The organism is Amycolatopsis acididurans, from assembly GCF_012328925.1.
GTDB lineage: Bacteria > Actinomycetota > Actinomycetes > Mycobacteriales > Pseudonocardiaceae > Amycolatopsis_E > Amycolatopsis_E acididurans.
This window is the reverse complement of sequence record NZ_JAAXLS010000025.1, coordinates 1-16,347: the sequence shown is the minus strand read 5'-3', so window position 1 is coordinate 16,347 and position 16,347 is coordinate 1. Positions and strand designations below refer to the sequence as shown.

The following is a 16,347-nucleotide window of genomic DNA, read 5'->3' as shown; positions in this document are numbered from 1 at the left end:
GTGGCCCCTGGCTGATCGACGGGGGGCCGGATGCCGCGGTTGCTGGTGGTGGAGGACGACGACGCGCTCGCCGAGGCCTTCTCACTCGCGCTGGGCGGCCTCGGTCACGAGGTCGAGGTCGCCGGTTCGGGCGAGCAGGCGCTGGAGACCGCGCTCGACTTCGACCTGGTGCTGCTCGACGTGATGCTGCCCGGGGTCGACGGGTTCGAGGTGTGCCGGCGCATCCGGGCACGCAGCCTCGTCCCGGTCATCCTGCTGACCGCGCGCGGCGATCCGGTGGACGTGGTGGTGGGCCTGGAATGCGGCGCCGACGATTACGTCGTCAAACCGGCCGAACCACGCGTCGTCGACGCGCGTATCAAGGCGATCCTGCGGCGCGTCACGTCCGAGCAGCGTGACCAGACCGTCCAAGTCGGGCACCTGGTCGTGGACACCGCGGCGATGACGGTCACCGCGGACGGCGAGGAACTGCACCTCACCGCGACCGAACTCAAGCTGCTGCTGGAGTTCGTGAGCCATCCCGCGCAGGTGCTGAGCAGGCAGACGCTGCTCAAACGCGTCTGGGACTACGGCTACGTCGGCGATTCCCGGCTCGTGGACGCGGCGATAGGGCGGCTGCGCGCGAAGATCGAACGTGACCCCGCCAATCCCGCCCTGCTCAAAACCGTTCGCGGGCTCGGCTACCGGCTCACGAAACCGTGAGCAGGCCCTACTTCGGACTTCGGGCCAGGATCGCCGCGGCGGTCGTGCTCGTGACGGTGCTCGCCACCGTCATGGTGGCCTTCGCCGCCTACCAATTGCAGGCGAGCACCACCAGGGACCGGTTCATCGCGGCCGCCCGCACGAGCTTCCGGTCCGACGCGATCCAGGCGAAGTTCGTCGCGCAGTACGTGCCGGGCGGGGACAGCGCCGCCGAACTGGTGCAGGGCTACATGTCCCGCGAGCGCGGCATCACGTGGTGCCTGTTCGAGCGGGTACCCGGCCTGCCCGCGAACAGGGTCGGCGATCCGTCGCCGGTCGAGGTGCCGGAGTGGCTGGTGGACACCGCCGTGGACTCGTCGAGCCCGGTGATGTGGGAACCGGAGAACCAGCCGTTCGTCGTGTTCGCCGGCACCACGACGCCCTACGTGGTGCTGGTCGAGTTCTACAACATGCAGCCGCTGGAGGACGAACTGATCGCCCTGCGGCGCAGCCTGTCCATGATCGCGATCGTGGTCGCGACGCTCGGGGTCGGCGCGGCACTCGTCGCGGCGAAGCGGTTGCAGCGGCCGGTGCAGGCCGTCGCGGACGCGGCACGGCAGCTGGGGCGTGGCGCGCTCGACATCCGGGTGCCGGTGCGGGGCCGCGACGAGCTGGCGGAACTGGCGAGCTCGTTCAACTCCATGGCGGCACAGGTCGGACAGTCCATCGCCGAGCTACGGGCCAAGGACCAGCAGCAGCGGCGGTTCGTCGCCGACGCGGCGCACGATCTGCGCACGCCGGTCGCGGCGATGGTGGCCGCCGCCGACGGGCTCGACCATCCCGAACTGGGGCACCGGTCCGCGCAGCTGATGGGGGTGCAGGCACGGCGGCTCGGCACCCTGATCGAGGATCTGCTGGAGATGTCCCGGTTCGACGCGGGCGTCGCCGAGTTCCGGCCGGACCACCTCGACCTCGCCGATGTGTGGCGCGACGCGATCGAGCTGACCGGCGGTGAGGTCGAGCTGCGCACGCGCGGCGATCTCGCACTGACCGGGGATCCTCGCCGGCTGCACACGATCGCGCGGAACCTGCTGGCCAACGCGTTCAAGCACGGCGCCCCACCGGTCACCGTGACCATCGACGGCACGGACGCGGACACCGTCACGATTCGCGTCGCCGACTCCGGTCCCGGCGTGCCCGAAGAACTACTGCCGCTGGTGTTCGACCGGTTCGTGCGTGGTGACCGGGCCCGCTCCGCCACCGACGGCAGCGGGCTGGGCCTGGCCATCGCACTGGAGAACGCCCGCGCGCACGGCGGTCACATCACGGTCGCGAACTCCGGCGGCGCCGTCTTCACGGTCACGATCCCGCGCGCACCTCATGGCAGTGCGACGGACGTCTGACCGGGGCGCAGCGTGTCGCCGCAGGAGCGGCGCGGCCACGTGTAGATGTTGCCCTCGACCTGCGGGATCATCGTCGACGCGTACTCCCGCGCGGCGGCGAGCTTGGCTTCGCTGGGCACCGCGTCCTTGCGGACGAAGTCGCCGCCGTACTCGGCAGGCGCCGGGTAGACGTAGAGCGGCACGTAGTCACGGGTGAGCCGGGGATCGTTCGCGAGGCCGGTCACCGCGCCCCAGTACATCCGGAAGTGGATGAACGTCGGCTTGACCTCCTCGAACACGTACTCCGGTACCCCGGCCTTGTCGCCGTCGTGGAAGTAGTCGGCGATCCGGTGGTCGGTGAGCCCGGCGAGGTCGACGATCGGCAGCCTGCTGGTCAGCGAGCTGCCGCCGAGGTCGGGCTCCAGTATCGAGCCCTGCCTCACGTCCAGCATGTCCGCGTACTGGTTGAACATGCGGCCGAACCGGTCGGCGATGAAGCACATCGGCAATGTCGGCGTGGTGCGGAACTTCTCGCCCGCCGAGGCGAGCGCCGAACCCGAGGGCAGCAGCGCCACCACGACCGCGAGCGAAAGCAGGATCCGGCCGCGCAGCCCGGCCCCGCGCAGTGCCTCGGTCAGCGCCGGCGCGGCGGCCAGCGCGGCGAGCGGCCACACCGGCGTGGCGAACCGGTATTCGCCCATCCAGTCCTTCTCCATCACCGCGTACGCGGTGAGCGCGAGGCCGAGCGGCACCAGCAATGTGCACAGCCCGTCGCGCCACCATGAGGACCGGGACATGGCCAGCCCGGCTGCCACCATGAAGACCAGCACCGCGAACGCACCCGCGTACTGCACGAGGTCGCCGGCGCGGACCAGCTGGCTCAGCTGCGGGAGGTCCTGCGATTTGGCGATCGCGGTGTTGGGCACCAGCCGACCGAACTCGAACCACCGCCAGATCACGTAGCCACCGAACGGCACGGCGAACGCCGCCGCCGAGAACGCGACGCCGCGCAGGCTGTCCTTGATCTTGCCGCGGCGCAGGTGGATCAGCACGACGATCGGGTACACGAGCAGGTAGATCGCGCCGTCCGGCCTGGTCAGCGCCGCCGCCGCGGCGAGCAGCCCGGCGATCACCGCGACCTTCGCCGTGAGCAGCCTGCCCAGCAGCACGGCGCGGAAGACGACCACCGCCGGCACCGTGGCGGCCAGCGCGAACAGCGAGTTCTCCATTCCGGAGAAACACCAGACCACAAAGGACGGAACGGCGGCGAGTGCGGCGCCCGCGCCGAGGGTGAGCAGCCACGCCTTGCGTGTCACGAGGGTTGCGGCGGCGTGGATCGCGACCAGGATTCCCGCGCAGCACAACAGGGCCAGCGCCTTCGGGAACACCACGTAGTCGGGAACGCCGAACAACGTGCCGCGGTCGAACAGGCCGAGCAGGCGCCCGACGGCGAGCAGGGCCGTCCACGTCGGATTCGAGAAGCCCTCGACCGGGGCCAGTCCGGGCTGTGCGACCGGGCCGAGGCCTTCGGCGATGTTGCGGGCGTAAGCGAAGGTGATCGCCGCGTCGTCCACGAGCCACCGGCCGTACCGCGCCGCCCGCCAGCCGATCAACGCCACCCCGGCCAGTACGGCGACGACGGCGGGCCACCGTCGCGGGCGTCTGAGCGGGTCCCCGGGCTCCGTTCTGCGAGCAGGTTCGAGCGCGGTGACAATCGCCATGGCTGTGAACCTAGGGCCGGTTTGTCCCAGTTCTGTGACAGTCGATCGTTAGTTGTGTACGAAACGCCCCAGTCCTTTGTGGAGTAAGGCCTCCCGGCGTGGAGCCAGGCGATGGATCGCGGTCGGCGCGACCGCCTTCGCCGCGCCGACCGCGAGCGCCAACTCGCAGGGCTGCACCAAGAGCGAACTCGACGGCAAGCCGGCGATCCTGTGCACGTCGGTGTACGACAACAGCCACGGTGTCTATGTCGACAAAACTTCAAGAACAACTCGAAGGTGTGCGGCGCGATCGTCAAGCACAACGGCAAGACGCGCGCCGAAGCGGCCTGTGTGAAGATCTACGAGCAGTCAGCCCTTCAGGGTCGCGCGCACGGCGTCGATCGTGTCGGCATCGTGCGCCTGCTTGTCCGGCCGGTAGCGCACCACCCGCGCGAACCGCAGCGCGACTCCGCCGGGATAGCGCGTGCTGACCTGCGCGCCGTCGAGCTCGATCTCCACGACCAGTTCCGGGCGCAGGTAGACGGTCCAATCGTCGCGCCGGGTCTCCAGCTCCGGGAACGTCTTGGTCTGCCAGGCCAGCAGCTCGTCGGTCAGGCCCTTGAACGTCTTGCCGACCATGATCGGCGGGCCGCCGTCGGGATCGCGTGCGCCGAGGTGCAGATTGGACAGATACCCGGTGCGACGGCCGTGGCCCCATTCGGCGGCCAGCACCACCAGATCGAGCGTGTGCACCGGCTTGACCTTCAACCAGGCACGGCCCCGCCGTCCCGCCGCGTACGGCGAATCGAGGGATTTGACCATCACGCCCTCGTGCCCTGCCTCCAGCGCGGACTCCAGAATCTCGGCCGGGGCGCCGGGCTCGGACTCGCCGGGGATCAGGTGTGCGCCAGCCACCGTGCGCAGTGCGTTGTTGCGCTCCCGCAACGGGGCGTCCAGCAGGTCCTCGCCGTCGAGGTGAAGACAGTCGAAGAAGTACGGCCGCAGCAGCAGCGCCCGCACCTGCTCGTCGCGGGTGCTGCCGAAGCGGCTCATCGTCTCCTGGAACGGGCGCGGCCTGCCGTCGTCGGACAGGGCGAGGGTTTCGCCATCGAGCACGACCGACCGGCACGGCAGCGCGCGCACCAGCTCCACCAGCTCGCCGACCGAACCGGTGATCTCGCGCAGGGTGCGCGTGTACACGTGCACCTCGTCGCCCTCGCGGTGCACCTGGATGCGCGCACCGTCCATTTTGTACTCGACGATCGCGGAGGCGTGCTCCGCGATCGCCTCTTCCAGTGATTCGGCCGGGGAGGCGAGCATCGGCCGGATCGGCCGCCCGAGCGCCAGCCGGAACTCGCCCAGCGCCCGCTCGCCGCCGGTGACCGCCGCCGAAGCCGTGACCGGGAGCCGTCCGGACAGCATGAACGCCCGCCGCACCACCTCGCCGGGCACCGCGGCCGCGGTCGCGATGGCGTCGACCATGACCCCTTCCAGTGCGCCCTGCCGCAGCTCGCCGGTGAGCAGCCGGAACAGGAACCGCTGCTCGTCCTGTGTGGCGCGCGCGAACAGCCCCCGCAGTGCGACGGTGCGCCGCTGGGCCGAACCACTGCCGCTGGCGCTCGCGACCTCGCCGAGCGCCGCGTCGACCTGCGCCACCGTCAGCTCGGGCGCACCGGCCGGCGCCGCGCCGAGCTCGGCCAGCGTGCGCCAGCCCGCGCCGATACGGCCCTGCGTCGGCTGCCCGGTCAGGAACGCGACGACGGCGGGCAGTTCGCCGGGCCCGGCGCGGGTGAGCAGCTCGGCGAGCGCGGCGATCTTGCTCTTGCGGGAGCGGGTGGCCGCCAGCGCCGCGGAGGTGGCGACGACGTCGGCGAGGAGCATGGGCCCATCATGCCCGCACCCACCGACAATTTCCGGGGGAGCAGCACCAGCGCGACCCCGGCGAGGCAGATCAGCAGGCCGAGCAGCCCGCGCCCGGTCAGGTGCTGGCCGGACATCGGCCACGCGAGCAGCATCGTGGCCGGGGTCAGGCACTGGACCAGCAGCGAGTCGGCCAGTGGCGCCGGCGGGGTCTTGCGCTCGGCCAGCGTGGCCGCGACCAGGGAGAGCATCGCGGCGAACGGCAGCGCGTACGCCCACACCGGCGTGCCCGGATGGCCTGCCAGGTCGCCGCCCACCACGAGCGCGACTCCCGCGAGCCCGATGACCAGGCCGATCCACCGTCGGGGCCCGGCGCGTTCGCCGAGCACGAACTGGCCGAGCGCGGTCGGACTGGGACAGCGGGCCGAGCCCCGCCTGCACGGCGATCTGCCTGCCGGTCAGCGCGGTGCCCCGCCGCCACGCGAGCAACAGCAGGCCCGCGGCCAGGAAACGCCAGGCCGGCGGCGCGATCGCGCCGCCGAGCCCGCGCCGAGCGAGGCGCCGATGAAGCCCGAGCTCCAGGTCAGCACGAACGCGGCGCTCAGTCCGAATGTCCACGTAGGATCTCCAGTGCCAACGGAATTCACGCCGTCGGAGTGGATTCGATCGCCCACGTCCGTGCGGTGGCCGAACACGGCCGCGCCACACCGCAACGGCGCCCGCTGCTGGTGTTCGACGCGCTGGAGCAGTGGATGCTCACGGAGAACCCGCGGCCGTGCCTTCGTCAACGCACACGCCGAACTGCCCGAGGGCGCGCATCCGGGACGGCAGGCGATCCAGGCGCAGAAGCGGTGGATGCTGGGCTACCTGACCGAACTCGTCCGCGCCGTCCCGCCGAGCTCGCGGGATCGCTGTTCGTCCTGCTGGAGGGCGCGACGGTGGCGGCCTCGCTCGGCGTGCTGCCCGGCGCGGTCGCCGACGCCGGGCGCATCGCGACGCAGCTGCTCGAATCAGCCGTTTGAGGCGTGCCGCTCGTTGCTGCGCATGGCGGCCGTCAGGTCCTCCCGCGCGCGGAACACCCGGGAGCGGATGGTGCCGACGGCGCAGTCGCACACCTCGGCCGCGTCGGCGTAGGACAGCCCGATCACCTGGGTCAGCACGAACGCCTCGCGTCGTTCCGGCTCCAGTTCGTTGACCAGCCGCCGCAGCACCACGAGCCTGCCGTGATCCGGGGTGTGCGCGCCCTGCCGCTCGGCCTCGGCCACCCAGTCCTCGGCGAGGCTGTTGAGCGGACGCCGCTTGACCGAGCGGAGGTGGTCGGCCGCGACCCGTTTCGCGATCGCCAGCAGCCACATCCGCGCCGGGGAGCGCCCCTCGTAGCCGGGCAGCGAGCCGAACGCGCGCAGGTAGGTCTCCTGCATCAGGTCCTCGGCGACGGCCGGGCTGGACAGGTAGGTCAGCAGCCGGTGCAGCTGGCGCTGCGTCCCGGAGACGAATCGCTCCGCGGCCGCCTCGTCGCCGCGGGCGGCACGGAAGGCGTACCGGGTGATCTCGTCATCGTCCACTTCGGCGTCCTCTCCAACCTCGTGCAGAGGACTTTATGGTGCCGGTGAAACACCGAATCAAGGGCATGTGTCCGATTGGTGAAATCGCCCTCATCGCGGTTTCCGCGAACGGTGAGGGAACTATTTCGGCGGCACGCGCGACAATACCGGTATGGACTGTGCGACAGCGCGTGAGGCGATCTCGGCCACGCTCGACGGCGAGGACCCCGGCGTCCCGCTCGCCGCGCTCGACGCACACGTGGCGAGTTGCGCGGCCTGCACCGCGTGGCAGGACGACGCCGCGGCGGTGAGCAGGCTGGTGCGCATCGAACGTGCCGTCGAGCCGCCGGATGTCATCGAGCACGTCCTGGAAAGGTTCGCGCCACCGCGTAAACCCGCGCCGGTCGACTGGCCGCGCTGGGCGCTGGCGTTCGCGGCGGTGTCGCAGTTCTCGCTCGTGGTGTCGCTGCTGTTCCTGCCGCAGCCGGTGGCGAAGGGGATGTCCGTCGCACCCGGGTCGCACATGGAGCACGAGGCGGCCGCGTTCAACTTCGCCGTCGGCGTCGCGCTGGTGTGGGTCGTGGCCCGGCCGCGGCGGGCACGCAGCCAGCTGCCGGTGCTGCTGAGCTTCGCGGCTCTGCTCGTCACGCTGTCACTGATCGACGTCGTCGGCGGCAACGTCGGCTGGTACCGGCTCGCGAGTCATCTGCCGATGCTGCTCGGCGTGGTGTGCACCGTGCTGATCGGCTCACGGGAAGGCAAATGGCCGTGGCCGGGCAACCGGGCCTCCACCGAAACGCGGGAGCGCACCGGCACCGGCGATCCGCGCCACGAGGAAGCGGCCCCGGTCCGGCCCGCGCACTGGCGCAGGCCTCCGGCCGCCCGGCGCGACGTCGCGTGAGTCAGCGCTTCGTGCACAGGGGCGAAACAAGCCCGTCCTTGCCGATGCAGGGCGTGTAGCCGGCGTCCTGCAGCGTGGCGCGGGCGCTGTCGTTGCGCAGGTAGCCAAGGAACTTGCGCAGCAGCGATCCGGGTTCCGGCGTGCCCTTGGTGTAGAGGTACTCGACCGTCCAAAAGGGATAGCCGCGCGGGATGTAGGACACGTCGGGGTAGCTCTCGTCGAGCTTGACCGTGGTCAGCGGCTGCCCGCTCGCGGTGGCCTCGCCGACCGCCGGGACGTCCGCGTAGCCGATCGCGCCGGGTGTCGACGCGACGAGCTGGATCACGTCGGCCGTGCTGCCCCGTTCGCACCGGGTCGTCGCCGCTTGCACCGGCCGGTCCTGCCGGGCGCACGAGTTCGAGGACAGCTCGCCTTCGGAACCGTGCAGGACCTGGCTTTCGAAGATCTGCCTGCTGCCCGATTCCTGGCCGCGCCCGACGATGTCGATCGGCACCGACGGGCCCGGCCGCAGCTCGTTCCAGTCGCGGTAGCGGCCGGCGTAGATGTCCTGGAGCTGCCGCAACGTCAGGCGGTCCACACCGGCCGAATTGTTCACGATCACCCCGTAGACGACCACCGCTACCGGCTGCGGCACGAGGCCGGCGGTCGGCTCGGAGGTCGGCTGCCCGTCCGAGAGCGCGGCCAGCGAATCGCCGCGCAGGCCCGGCTTGTTCAGTTCGCGCACCCCGTCGATGCTGCCCATGGCCTCGGTGCTGATCGTCGCGTCACGGCAGCGGCTCGTGTACCCGGCCCGGACCTGGTCCATGATCGGCATGAACGCGCTGGAACCGACGATCCGCAGGGCGCCGCTGCCGCACTCGAGGGCGGCGTCGGCGGGCGCGGCGGGCGCCACGACCATGCTGAGGACCAGTGCGGTCGCCGCCGCACCGGCGGCCAGCACGCCGGCCAGCAGTGAGGCCTTCGGCCAGCTGAACCGGGGAATGCGGCGTTCGTCGCTGAACTTGCCGTTCTTGATCCGACCGCTGACCTTGATGTCGTCCTTGCTGATCTCCCCGCTGGTGTTGTCCTCCGGTTCCCCGAGCACCACCAGGAGCTTGAACTTTTCCTTGCGCTTCAAGGAGAGTTTCGTCAGGTGAACGGCGTGCCACTCGGGTTCGTCGGCCACCGGCGGTTCCTGGCCGAGCAGCCGGGCAAGGACCCGGGGCAGCCGGGCGCGCACCCCGTTGAGCTGCACGGCCCCGTTCGCCGCGGGCTCGGCGGCGCTCTCGTCACGGGAGAAGCTGAGGTTGCCGCTGATCAGGTCGCGCAGCGGCTCGTCGGTCGGATCGGAGACGCGGGCGTCCCACACGACCCGTCGTCCGAAGTGGACATAGGGTTGCTGTTCGAAATGGTCGGCGTCGATGTCGAACCCGCTCGCGTTGCGGAAACGGATCACGACGATGCTCATCCGGTCCAGCGCCTTGGCCAGATGCTCGATCTGCGGATTGGCCTCGGGCGAGCTCTGGTGCGGATCGGTGATGTGGTTCGGGATCAGGCCGAGTTTCGAGTTGTACTGGATCCGCCAGTGAATGCGCTTTCTGCGCACCCACAAGGTGTCCACCAGATACCCGGCGACAAGGAGAACGGCGGCCGCCGCGAATCCGCCGAAGCCGAAGCGGGCGCCGGCCAGATCGGCGATCGATTTCAGCAACTGGCCAAGGCCCACCGCGGTCGCGCATCCTTTCCCCAGCGAAGCGAAGAATGCCCAACGCTATCCCTCGGGTGAGCGGCGACGGCGCCGTTTTCCTATCCGTTCAGTGCGCGTTCATCTCCCGGACGGTCATTTCCCGCCGCGCGCCATGCGCAGCACGTCCAGCGCCTCGTCGAGCCGGGCCTCGGTGAGCTTGCCCTGCTCGACGTAGCCGCGCTCGATGACGACCTCGCGGATGGTCTTGAGTTCCTTCAGCGCCTGCTTGGCGACCGCGGCGGCCTCCTCGTAGCCGATGTAGGAGTTCAGCGGCGTGACGATCGAGGGCGAGCCTTCGGCGTAGGCCGTGGTGCGGTCGGTGTTCACGGTGATGCCGTCGAACACCTTGTCCGCGAGCAGCCGGGACACGGCCGCGAGCAGGCGCGCGGACTCCAGCACGTTGCGCGCGATCACCGGCAGGTTGACGTTGAGCTGGAAGTTGCCCTGCGATCCGGCGAACGCGACCGCGGCGTCGTTGCCGATGACCTGCGCGACGACCTGCAGCGTCGCCTCCGGGATCACCGGGTTCACCTTGCCCGGCATGATCGAGGAGCCCGGCTGCAGATCGGGCAAGGCCAGTTCGGCGAGCCCGGTGCGCGGACCGGAACCCAGCCACCGCAGGTCGTTGGCGATCTTGTTCAGCGAGACCGCCACCGTGCGCAGGTTCGCCGAGGTCTCGACCACGCTGTCCTGGCTCGCCTGCGCCTCGAAGTGGTCGCGGGCCTCGGTCAGCGGCAGGCCCGTGATCTTCGCCAGCTCCGCGGCCACCTGCCCGCCGAAACCCTCGGGCGCGTTCAGCCCGGACCCCACGGCCGTGCCGCCGATCGGCAGCTCGCCGAGCCGCGACGCGCCCGACTCCAGACGCTCGATGCCGTAGCGCACCTGCGCGGCCCACGCGCCCGCCTCCTGGCCGAGCGTGATCGGCACGGCGTCCATCAGGTGCGTGCGCCCGGACTTCACGATGTCCTGCCACTCCGCCGCCCGCCGCTCGATGGCCGAAGCGAGGTGGTCGAGCGCGGGGATCACGTCGGTGAGCACGGCCTCGGTCGCGGCGACGTGGATGGTCGTCGGGAACGTGTCGTTCGACGACTGCGACGCGTTGACGTGGTCGTTCGGGTGCACGTCCACGCCGAGCTTGCGGGTGGCCAGTGTCGCGATCACCTCGTTGGCGTTCATGTTCGAGGACGTGCCCGAGCCGGTCTGGAACACGTCGATCGGGAAGTGCGCGTCGTGCTTGCCCTCGGCGACCTCGTCGGCGGCCTCCGCGATGGCGTTCGCGACGTCGGCTTCGAGCACCCCGAGCTTGGAGTTGACCCGCGCGGCGGCGGATTTGAGCAGGCCGAGAGCCCGGATCTGGGCCCGTTCGAGACCACGGCCGGAGATCGGGAAGTTCTCCACGGCTCGCTGGGTCTGGGCGCGGTAGAGCGCGTCGACGGGGACCTTGACCTCGCCCATCGTGTCGTGTTCGATCCGGTATTCCTGTTCAGCCATAACGCCAGTCTCGCGCAGCCGCTTCGAACTCGCTTCGTGTGCTTGCGCACGCGAGCTGACTACGATCGAGGTGTTCCCGATCACGGAAGGCGGTAGCCAGGATGGGCACGCTTTCGGTCGACGTGGTGATCGTCGGCGCAGGACCGACCGGATTGTTCGCCGCCTACTACGCCGGGTTCCGCGGGCTGTCGACGGCGGTCGTCGACTCGCTGCCCGAGGCAGGTGGGCAGGTCACCGCGATGTACCCGGAGAAGATGATCTACGACGTCGGCGGTTTCCCTGCCGTACGCGGCCGCGACCTGATCAAGGGTTTGGTCGAGCAGGCCGCGCCGTGGAATCCCACCTACCTGCTCGGCCGCAAGGCCGAAGCGCTGGCGCAGGCGGAGTCCGGGCTGGAGGTGACGCTCGACGGCGGCGACGTGGTCCGCACCGGGGCGGTGCTGATCACGGCGGGTATCGGCGAGTTCACCCCGCGCCCGCTGCCCGCCGGCGACGGCTGGCTCGGCCGCGGCATGGTGCATTTCGTGCCGTCGCTGGCCGCGCACGCCGACCAGGACGTGATCGTCGTCGGCGGCGGCGATTCGGCGTTCGACTGGGTGCTCGCCCTTCATCCGATCGCGGCCAGCGTCACCCTCGTGCACCGGCGTGCGAAGTTCCGCGCGGCGGACTCCATCGTGCGGGAGGTACGCGACCTCGGCGTCCGGATGATCACCGACGCCGAGGTCACCGAGCTGCGCGGCAACGGCGAGCTGGAGTCGGTGCTGATCGAGGCCAAGGATTCCGCCCCGGTCGAACTGCCCGCGCAGACGGTCGTCGCCGCGCTCGGGTTCACCGCCGATCTCGGGCCGATCGAGAACTGGGGGCTGGAGATCGACCACCGGGCGATCAACGTGGACTCCCGGATGGCGACCGCTCGTGAGCGGGTCTACGCGGCGGGCGACGTCGCCGCCTATCCCGGCAAGGTCAAGCTCATCGCGACCGGGTTCGGCGAAGCGGCGACGGCGATCAACAACATCGCGGTCGCACTCGACCCGGACGCGCACCTGTTCCCGGGCCACTCCAGCAACGTCGAGTAGCTACGCGCTCGTCGTCGTGGTCTGCGTGGTCTGCGTGGTCTGCGTGGTCGGCGTGGGCGACGGCGTGGCACTCGGGCTGGGTGTCGGGCTCGGGCTGGACGTCGGGCTCGGTGTGGACGTCGGCGGCGGTGCCAGCTGCTGGGAGATCCACGGCGCGTAGGCCACGGCCGAGGTGTAGATGGACGGCGCGGCGACACAGGTCGCGGCGTTGCCGCCGGGACGGCTCGTCACGCCCAGCAGCAGCCACCGGTTGTCCGCCCGCACGATCTCCGGCCCGCCGGAGTCGCCGTAGCACGCGCCCGATTTCCCGTCCGGGCTGTCCGTGCACAGCTCGACCTTGGGATCGAACGCGGCCGTGCACTTGGCCGGGTCGACCAGGTGCGAGTCCAGTTGCTGGAGCATCGCCGGCCCGGCGCCGCAGCCCGGGTCCGGGCAGGTCTGGCCCCAGCCGAGCAGCCGCACCGCGGTGCCCACGTCGGTCGCGGTGCCGATCGCGACCGGTGCCGCGCTCGCCGGTTTGGGTAGGTGCACCAGCGCGATGTCGCCGCCCGCGCCGGAGGGGTTGTAGTCCGGGTGGATCACGAACTTGTCCGGCGTCTCGACCTCACCGCCCTGTGTGCGGTCGTTGCTGCCCACCCTCGCGGTGACCCCGGCGGGCTGCCGGTCGGTGAGGCAGTGCGCGGCCGTCAGGACCCAGGAGGGGTCGATCAGGCTGCCGCCGCAGAACAGGTCACCGGCCCTGGCCTGCAACGACACGACGAACGGGTAGGGCTGGTCGGCGTTCACACCGCCGACCAGCGTGGGCTGGACGGCGAGCGCGGGCACGGTCAGCGCGAGTACGCCGAACAGGCAGCTGACGATGATGACGACACGCCTCACGGCAGCGGCGGCATCTCGTCTTCGTCACCGAGGTTGCCGTCGAAGTCGATCGACGAATAGGCACGCAGCTTGGTGAGCCGGTGGTAGCCGTCGATCAGCCGCACGGTGCCCGACTTGGACCGCATCACGATCGACTGGGTCGTGGCGCCGCCCGCCCGGTAGTGGGTGCCGCGCAGCAGATCGCCGTCGGTCACGCCGGTCGCGCAGAAGAACACGTTGTCGCCCTTGACCAGATCGTCCGTGGTGAGCACCCGGTCCAGGTCGTGCCCGGCGGCCAGCGCCTTCTCGCGTTCGGCGTCGTCCTTCGGCCACAACCGGCCCTGCAGCTCGCCACCGAGGCACTTCATCGCACAGGCCGCGATGATGCCCTCCGGGGTGCCGCCGATGCCCAGCAGCAGGTCGACGCCGGTGGTCGGCCTGGCCGCGGCGATCGCGCCGGCCACGTCGCCGTCGGAGATGAACCGGATGCGCGCGCCCGCCTCGCGGACCTCCTTGATGATCTGCTCGTGGCGCGGCCGGTCCAGGATGCAGACCGTGACGTCGGAGACGCTGGAGTGCTTGGCCTTCGCGACGCGGCGGATGTTCTCCGCGATCGGCGCCGCGAGGTCCACCGTGCCCGCGGCCTCCGGGCCGACGGCCAGTTTCTCCATGTAGAAGACGGCGGACGGGTCGAACATGGCCCCGCGCTCGGCGACCGCGAGCACGGCCAGGGCGTTGGGCATGCCCTTGGACATCAGCGTGGTGCCGTCGATCGGGTCGACCGCGACGTCACACGCGGGGCCGTCGCCGTTGCCGACCTCCTCGCCGTTGTAGAGCATGGGCGCTTCGTCCTTCTCGCCCTCGCCGATGACGACCACGCCACGCATCGAGACGGTGGAAATCAGCTGGCGCATGGCGTCGACCGCCGCGCCGTCACCGCCGTTCTTGTCGCCCTTGCCGACCCAGCGTCCCGCGGCCATCGCGGCCGCCTCCGTGACGCGCACCAGCTCCATCGCGAGGTTGCGGTCGGGCGCCTCCTTGCGGCGGGCGGGGCTGGTGGACGGGGTGCCGCTCGACATGGATGCCTCCCGGGTTGATGCTGGGCGGACACCGATTCTCTCAGACGGCGCCAGCCCCGCAGGCGTCACCGGACATGGTGAACCTCACTCCGCGTCGTCCTCGTCCTCCTCGACGGACTTGAGGGCGGCTTCGATGCGTTCCCTGGCGCCTTCCAGATGGCGTTCGCACACCTTGGCCAGATGCTCGCCCTTCTCCCACAGGGCCAGCGACTGTTCCAGCGACAGCCCGCCGGCCTCGAGTTCGCGCACGACCTCCACCAGTTGGTCGCGGGCCTGTTCATAGCCGAGTTCGGTGTTTTCCGGGGCCTCGCTCACCTGCGCAGACTAGCGCGCTGGCCATCGCGTGGTCGTACCCCATGAAGGCCTGCGCGAACTCCTGCCCGTCACCTTCGGTGATCGCGCCCTCGATACTGCCCTGTGCGTGCGCCACCCGGCGCCGGTGCACGGCGCCCGCGTCGAACCACCATTTCGTGCCGACGTGCACGGACGTGGCCTCGGAGAGCCGGCGCAACCGCGTGTCGAGGTCCCAGCGGACGGCGCCCGTGCAGCCCGCGAGCAGCGAGGTCCAGCAGGCGTTGGCCGCTTCGTCGGCCTCGGCGGCGCGATGCAGCACGACGTGAGCTCCGGTCCGCGTCGCCGCGTCGGTGGTGAGCGGGAGGAACGTGGGGCGCACTTCCTACTCTCCTGGTTCGGTCGAAGTTGCGGTCGCGTGCACGGCGCCGTCGACGACGCGTACGCGCAGCGGAGTGCCCTCCGCAACTTCAGAGATGGATCGGAGCACCTGAAGGTTGCCTGCCGCGTCCGGATATTGCACGACGGTGTAGCCGCGGGCCATGGTCGCGGCGGGGCCGAGCGCGGTGAGACGGGCCCGCGCGGAGGCGATGGCGGCCTGTTCGTGGGACAGCGTGTTGAGCATCGCGCGGCGGGCGCGCTCGCGGTGGGTCTCGACGTCGGCCGCGCGCCGGTCGATCGGCCCGAGCGGGTCGGCCAGCACGGGACGGCTGCGCAGCTGGTCGAGGAGGCGGCACTGGGTGTCGACCCAGCCGTGCAGGGCGCGCCGGGCCCGGTCGCGCATCTGGTGCACGCGGGCGGTCTCCTCCTTGACGTCGGGCACGATGCGCTTTCCCGCGTCGGTGGGGGTGGAGCAGCGGAGGTCGGCGACGTGGTCGAGCAGCGGAGTGTCCGGTTCGTGGCCGATCGCGCTGACGACGGGGGTGCCCGCGGCGGCGACCGCGCGGCAGAGCGCCTCGTCGGAGAAGGGCAGCAGGTCTTCGACGCTGCCGCCGCCGCGCGCGATCACGATGACGTCGATGTTCGGGTCCGCGTCTAAAATGGACAGCGCCTTGCGGATTTGTGGCACCGCGGTCGGGCCCTGGACGGCGGTGTTGACGACCTGGATCGGGGCGGCGGGCCAGCGGGCGTGCGCATTGGCGAGCACGTCGTGCTCCGCAGCGGACGCGCGACCGGTGATGAGCCCGATTCCCTTGGGCAGGAAGGGAAGCTTACGTTTACGCTCGAGCGCGAACAGGCCTTCCGCCGCCAGCAGGCGCCGCAGCCGCTCGATGCGTGCGAGAAGCTCGCCGATGCCGACGGCGCGGATCTCGCTGGCGCGGAGGCTGATGGTGCCGCGGCCGAGGAAGAAGGTCGGTTTCGCGTAGACGACGACACTGGCCCCGTCCCGCAGCGGCGGATCGATGCCCTTGAGCAGGCGGGTCGGGCACGTCACGGTCATGGAGACGTCGGCAGAGGGGTCGCGGAGCGTGATGAAGGCGGTCTGCGTGCCGGGACGCGCGGAGATCTGGGTGACCTGCCCCTCGACCCACACGGCGCCCAGCCGGTGAATCCAGTCGGCGATCTTGCGCGCAACGGTCCGCACAGGCCACGGATTCTCGGCGGTGGTCTGTTCCTTCGCCGCTTCGTTGCTCACGTTTCGCGTGTCCTTCCTGCAGCCACGGCCGTGGGGTGGGCGCCGTGTCTCATCATGCCCAGCTTCGCCTCGCCCGCCCGGTCACGCCACGCCCGGCGGGGGCGGGGGCTGTCGTGTGGCCC

General features: G+C 70.8%; 16 protein-coding genes. 5 read left to right on the top strand and 11 right to left on the bottom strand.

Translation table 11 applies throughout. The features are described from left to right. Nucleotides 1-30 precede the first annotated feature (30 nt). Both HFP15_RS27430 and HFP15_RS27425 read left to right on the top strand, forming a co-directional pair. Nucleotides 31-702: a winged helix-turn-helix domain-containing protein gene (locus HFP15_RS27430; RefSeq protein ID WP_168519644.1), complete on the top strand. Its 672-nt coding sequence runs from the start codon at nucleotides 31-33 to the stop codon at nucleotides 700-702. Then, nucleotides 699-2,084 carry a sensor histidine kinase gene (locus tag HFP15_RS27425; RefSeq protein ID WP_312871771.1) on the top strand — a complete coding sequence of 462 codons (1,386 nt, stop codon included), beginning with the start codon at nucleotides 699-701 and terminating at the stop codon, nucleotides 2,082-2,084. Before HFP15_RS27430 ends, HFP15_RS27425 begins: the two co-directional genes overlap by 4 nt. Here HFP15_RS27425 and HFP15_RS27420 read toward each other — a convergent pair. The 3 genes from HFP15_RS27420 to HFP15_RS43970 form a co-directional block, all read right to left on the bottom strand. Then, complete coding sequence (locus HFP15_RS27420; protein WP_246272084.1) at nucleotides 2,060-3,784, bottom strand: hypothetical protein; 1,725 nt, start codon at nucleotides 3,782-3,784, stop codon at nucleotides 2,060-2,062. The two genes, HFP15_RS27425 and HFP15_RS27420, sit on opposite strands and share 25 nt — an antisense overlap. Nucleotides 3,785-4,132: 348 nt before the next feature. Next, nucleotides 4,133-5,608, bottom strand: coding sequence for an ATP-dependent DNA ligase (locus tag HFP15_RS27415; protein ID WP_312871777.1), 1,476 nt, complete (start codon nucleotides 5,606-5,608; stop codon nucleotides 4,133-4,135). Further along, the gene (locus HFP15_RS43970; protein WP_312871770.1) at nucleotides 5,509-6,012 is read right to left on the bottom strand and encodes a DMT family transporter; all 504 of its coding nucleotides are present in this window, start codon (nucleotides 6,010-6,012) and stop codon (nucleotides 5,509-5,511) included. The genes HFP15_RS27415 and HFP15_RS43970 overlap by 100 nt, the downstream gene beginning before the upstream one ends. Before the next feature lie 267 nt (nucleotides 6,013-6,279). Between HFP15_RS43970 and HFP15_RS27405 the strand changes: the two genes are divergently transcribed. Continuing rightward, entirely contained in the window at nucleotides 6,280-6,645 is a 366-nt protein-coding gene (locus HFP15_RS27405) for a hypothetical protein (RefSeq protein WP_210717944.1), read from the top strand. Here HFP15_RS27405 and HFP15_RS27400 read toward each other — a convergent pair. Next, nucleotides 6,634-7,188 carry a sigma-70 family RNA polymerase sigma factor gene (locus HFP15_RS27400; protein ID WP_168519642.1) on the bottom strand — a complete coding sequence of 185 codons (555 nt, stop codon included), beginning with the start codon at nucleotides 7,186-7,188 and terminating at the stop codon, nucleotides 6,634-6,636. The genes HFP15_RS27405 and HFP15_RS27400 overlap by 12 nt on opposite strands. 151 nt (nucleotides 7,189-7,339) lie before the next feature. Between HFP15_RS27400 and HFP15_RS27395 the strand changes: the two genes are divergently transcribed. Next, a complete protein-coding gene (locus HFP15_RS27395; RefSeq protein WP_168519641.1) occupies nucleotides 7,340-8,068 on the top strand; it encodes a zf-HC2 domain-containing protein in 729 nt (242 codons plus the stop codon). 1 nt (nucleotide 8,069) lies between these two features. On the opposite strand, the gene HFP15_RS43965 is transcribed toward HFP15_RS27395, so the two are convergent. Next, on the bottom strand, nucleotides 8,070-9,773 hold the full coding sequence (locus HFP15_RS43965; protein WP_168519640.1) for a PstS family phosphate ABC transporter substrate-binding protein: 1,704 nt from the start codon (nucleotides 9,771-9,773) through the stop codon (nucleotides 8,070-8,072). A 114-nt stretch (nucleotides 9,774-9,887) separates the two neighbouring features. Continuing rightward, nucleotides 9,888-11,285 carry a class II fumarate hydratase gene (locus HFP15_RS27385; RefSeq protein WP_168519639.1) on the bottom strand — a complete coding sequence of 466 codons (1,398 nt, stop codon included), beginning with the start codon at nucleotides 11,283-11,285 and terminating at the stop codon, nucleotides 9,888-9,890. Nucleotides 11,286-11,386: 101 nt separating this feature from the next. Between HFP15_RS27385 and HFP15_RS27380 the strand changes: the two genes are divergently transcribed. Beyond that, complete coding sequence (locus HFP15_RS27380) at nucleotides 11,387-12,361, top strand: NAD(P)/FAD-dependent oxidoreductase (protein ID WP_168519638.1); 975 nt, start codon at nucleotides 11,387-11,389, stop codon at nucleotides 12,359-12,361. Here HFP15_RS27380 and HFP15_RS27375 read toward each other — a convergent pair whose 3' ends face one another. The 5 genes from HFP15_RS27375 to xseA form a co-directional block, all read right to left on the bottom strand. Further along, nucleotides 12,362-13,240, bottom strand: a complete 879-nt coding sequence (locus tag HFP15_RS27375) for a S1 family peptidase (protein WP_168519637.1) — start codon at nucleotides 13,238-13,240, stop codon at nucleotides 12,362-12,364. Next, the gene (gene glpX / locus HFP15_RS27370; protein WP_168519636.1) at nucleotides 13,237-14,298 is read right to left on the bottom strand and encodes a class II fructose-bisphosphatase; all 1,062 of its coding nucleotides are present in this window, start codon (nucleotides 14,296-14,298) and stop codon (nucleotides 13,237-13,239) included. Before glpX ends, HFP15_RS27375 begins: the two co-directional genes overlap by 4 nt. 84 nt (nucleotides 14,299-14,382) lie before the next feature. Then, entirely contained in the window at nucleotides 14,383-14,613 is a 231-nt protein-coding gene (locus HFP15_RS27365) for an exodeoxyribonuclease VII small subunit (RefSeq protein ID WP_168519635.1), read from the bottom strand. After that, complete coding sequence (locus HFP15_RS27360; RefSeq protein WP_168519634.1) at nucleotides 14,576-14,971, bottom strand: hypothetical protein; 396 nt, start codon at nucleotides 14,969-14,971, stop codon at nucleotides 14,576-14,578. The genes HFP15_RS27365 and HFP15_RS27360 overlap by 38 nt, the downstream gene beginning before the upstream one ends. Before the next feature lie 3 nt (nucleotides 14,972-14,974). After that, a complete protein-coding gene (gene xseA / locus HFP15_RS27355; protein WP_168519633.1) occupies nucleotides 14,975-16,225 on the bottom strand; it encodes an exodeoxyribonuclease VII large subunit in 1,251 nt (416 codons plus the stop codon). Between the last annotated feature and the right edge of the window lie 122 nt (nucleotides 16,226-16,347).

Bases quoted from the DNA above. Each gene is read 5' to 3' on its own strand.
- HFP15_RS27430 (WP_168519644.1), top strand. From the start codon at position 31: ATGCCGCGGTTGCTGGTGGTGGAGGACGACGACGCGCTCGCCGAGGCC.
- HFP15_RS27420 (WP_246272084.1), bottom strand. From the start codon at position 3,784: ATGGCGATTGTCACCGCGCTCGAACCTGCTCGCAGAACGGAGCCCGGG.
- HFP15_RS27395 (WP_168519641.1), top strand. From the start codon at position 7,340: ATGGACTGTGCGACAGCGCGTGAGGCGATCTCGGCCACGCTCGACGGC.
- HFP15_RS27385 (WP_168519639.1), bottom strand. From the start codon at position 11,285: ATGGCTGAACAGGAATACCGGATCGAACACGACACGATGGGCGAGGTC.
- HFP15_RS27380 (WP_168519638.1), top strand. From the start codon at position 11,387: ATGGGCACGCTTTCGGTCGACGTGGTGATCGTCGGCGCAGGACCGACC.
- glpX (WP_168519636.1), bottom strand. From the start codon at position 14,298: ATGTCGAGCGGCACCCCGTCCACCAGCCCCGCCCGCCGCAAGGAGGCG.